Below are 3,646 nucleotides of genomic sequence, written 5' to 3'. Positions count from 1 at the left end.
CAGTGATCGCACCTAAAGGACCACCTTCACCACCGCCGATTCCACCAGTAATGCCGCCGATAATGCCAGTGATCGCACCTAAAGGACCGCCATCACCGCCGCCGATTCCGCCAGTGATACCACCGATAATGCCAGTGATCGCACCTAAAGGACCGCCTTCACCGCCACCGATTCCACCAGTCACACCACCGATGAGGCCACCAACATCAGTGAGGTCACCAGCAATATGCTGAACCAGACCAGAAGCAGTTGAACCGTTATTAATCAATGTGCCGACAACACCTGTGAGAGAACCCGCAGCACCACCGATATCCGCACCCGCTAAATCAGAAATTGCTTCTAATGTACCGTTTACTGTATCGCGCGAAGTTTCAAAGGTGAGGGTACCTAGATTGGTGAGATCGGTAACTGGATGAACGCCCGGAAGAACACCGCTAATTGCGCCACCTACCGTAGTGATACCTGTGTTGATAATATCTGTTTTTAGGCTTTCAACACCTTGAAGGACATCAATACCTGTTTGAATGACGCCTGTTACGGGATTGTTGCCCAAGTCACCACCAGTAATCCCACCGATAATGCCAGTAATTGCGCCTAAAGGACCGCCTTCACCACCGCTGATACCGCCCGTGATGCCGCCGATAATGCCAGTGATTGCACCTAATGGACCGCCTTCACCGCCGCCGATACCGCCAGTGATCCCACCGATAATGCCCGTGATCGCGCCTAAAGGACCACCTTCGCCACCACCAATACCACCAGTGATCCCACCGATAATGCCAGTAATCGCGCCTAAAGGACCACCTTCACCGCCACCAATTCCACCTGTAATACCGCCGATAATGCCACCTGCGTCAGTGAGATCACCAGCAATATGCTGAACTAGACCAGAAGCAGTTGAGCCATTGTTGATCAATGTACCTACAACACCTGTAAGAGAACCCGCAGCACCACCGATATCCGCACCTGCTAAATTAGAAATTGCTTCAAGTGTGCCATTTACCGTATCCCGTGAAGTTTCAAAGGTGAGGGTACCTAAATGAGCTAGATCTCCAATAGGATGTTCCGATTGGTGAACTGCACTGATAATGGTGCCTGCGACAGTATCAATTCCTGTATTAATGATTTCAGTTTTTAAGCTTTCCACACCTTGAAGGACATCAATACCAGTTTGAATGACGCCTGTTACGGGATTGTTACCTAAATCACCACCTGTAATACCACCAATGATTCCAGTCACTGCGCCTAAAGGACCACCTTCACCACCGCCAATACCACCCGTGATACCGCCAATGATTCCCGTGACTGCACCAAGTGGGCCGCCCTCAGTTCCACCCGTGATACCGCCAATGATTCCAGTTACCGCACCAAGTGGACCACCATTTGTTCCACCCGTAATACCACCGATAATTCCTGTGACTGCACCAAGTGGGCCGCCCTCAGTTCCACCCGTGATACCGCCAATGATTCCAGTCACTGCACCAAGTGGACCACCATTTGTTCCACCCGTAATACCACCAATAATGCCTGTGACTGAACCAAGCGGACCACCTTCGGTTCCGCCCGTAATTCCTCCAAGAATTCCTGTTACTGCACCAAGTGGATTACCACTTGCCCCACCAGTAACACCGCCTAAAATATTTGTGACTGTAGAAATTGGGCTACTACTACCTGTTACATTTCCCAGAATGCCAGTAATTGAACTTATAGGATTGTTGGCTGCTCCACCTGTAAGATTGCTTACCGTATGAGTTACGGTATTTGTTGAAACGATATTTGTAATTGTAGACAAGGATAAAGGAGCAAGGATTGAACCGCCAACGTGTGATGTAGATGTACTACTATCAACTAAGCTTGAAGTAATACTTTTAATGGGTGACAAAAGACTTTTGAAAAGCATAACGATACCTATATTTTTAAAGTTGTGTTGTTTTTGATGTAGTTATTAAATTGCTATGATTTTTTTGTGATTTAAATCACATTAATCTTTTTTAGTGTTATATGCGGCAGTTATTTTGTCAATATTATAAAACGCAATAATTTATTGTTAAATTTATGTTTAAATTATTGAATATAAATACATTTCTTTATATTTTTTATTGAATAAATTTACACTTGTATTGATATTGAATTTTAAGCTTGGTAGTGAATAGAGAAAATTCATCTTTTATATCAGATAATTAAAGTGCAATTGAATCTTTGTGCGTGCGTCATAAGGGTACAGAAATAGATAAAGTTATAAGATTTGTTACTTGTTTGAAAGTAAATATTTCCATACGGTTTTTTATAGATAAAGTTATTTTATATCAATTGATTAAGTGGTTATTTGTTTTGGTTTTCGAAAAGTAAAAATTAAGTGGTTTTAGCATATTTTATTTGTATATTCGCTTGTTATTAAACAAAACTTACTAATAGCCGAGAATCTGTTATCTCAATTTGAGATAACAGATTTGTACTGGTCTAAGAATATGTAGAGAAAAGCCACTACTTAAAGTGGCTTTTCTAATTTTTAACTTTTAGAAATGATGAAGTGATCCAAATAGATGATCGGTCAGACTCGTTAATGGTGAAGAAACTGAAATAAGATCTGTAATGCTTCCACCATTTGGATGAGGCTCTCCGACTGCGATTCCAGAAGTACTCGAAGAAACGGTGCCTGTGATGACATTCAAAATGCTATCGACACTATTGCCACCATTGTCATTATTCACATGAATAAGGTTGGTTAGTCCTTCAAACACATTTTCGCTACTGAAGATATTACTCATATTATCTTGCAATAGATCGAGTGTGAGGTTGCCACTTCCAACAACAATTTGGATAGGTTGAGCAACGCCAGAAATCACGTCACCACCACCAATACCACCCGTAATGCCGCTGAGAATGTCGGTTACTGAACCAAGAGGGCCGCCATCACCACCGCCGATGCCACCAGTGATACCACCGATGATGCCTGTGACTGCGCCCAAAGGACCACCGTCACCACCGCCGATGCCGCCAGTAAGACCACCAATAATGCCTGTTACAGCACCGAGAGGACCACCGTCACCGCCGCCGATGCCACCAGTTATACCACCGATAATGCCAGTGACTGCACCAAGAGGACCGCCATCACCGCCACCGATACCGCCAGTGATTCCACCGATAATATCGGTTACTGAACCAAGAGGACCACCATCACCGCCACCGATGCCACCAGTAAGACCACCGATAATGCCAGTGACTGCACCAAGAGGGCCACCATCACCGCCACCGATGCCGCCAGTAAGACCACCGATAATGCCGGTGACTGCACCCAGAGGTCCACCGTCACCACCGCCGATACCGCCAGTGATTCCACCGATAATACCTGTTACAGCACCGAGAGGGCCACCATCACCGCCACCGATACCGCCAGTAAGACCACCAATGATTCCAGTCACTGCGCCCAGAGGTCCACCGTCACCACCGCCGATGCCACCAGTAATGCCACCGATAATGTCTGTTACTGCACCAAGAGGACCGCCATCACCACCGCCAATGCCACCAGTAAGACCACCGATAATGCCTGTTACAGCACCGAGAGGACCACCGTCACCGCCGCCGATGCCACCAGTTATACCACCGATAATGCCAGTGACTGCGCCAAGAGGTCCACCATCACCAC

2 pseudogenes are annotated in these 3,646 nt (G+C 46.1%); both read right to left on the bottom strand.

What is annotated here, in order from left to right:
* Positions 1-1,900: pseudogene (locus tag GBI66_RS19085) on the bottom strand (hypothetical protein); the annotation flags it as partial.
* A gap of 616 nt (positions 1,901-2,516) precedes the next feature.
* Positions 2,517-3,646: pseudogene (locus GBI66_RS19080) on the bottom strand (hypothetical protein); the annotation flags it as partial.

The sequence above is a fragment of the Acinetobacter sp. TUM15071 genome (genome assembly GCF_008980925.1).
Classification (GTDB): domain Bacteria; phylum Pseudomonadota; class Gammaproteobacteria; order Pseudomonadales; family Moraxellaceae; genus Acinetobacter; species Acinetobacter dispersus.
Note: the sequence above shows the minus strand (reverse complement) of the source record. Positions and strands in the feature narration are given on the sequence as shown.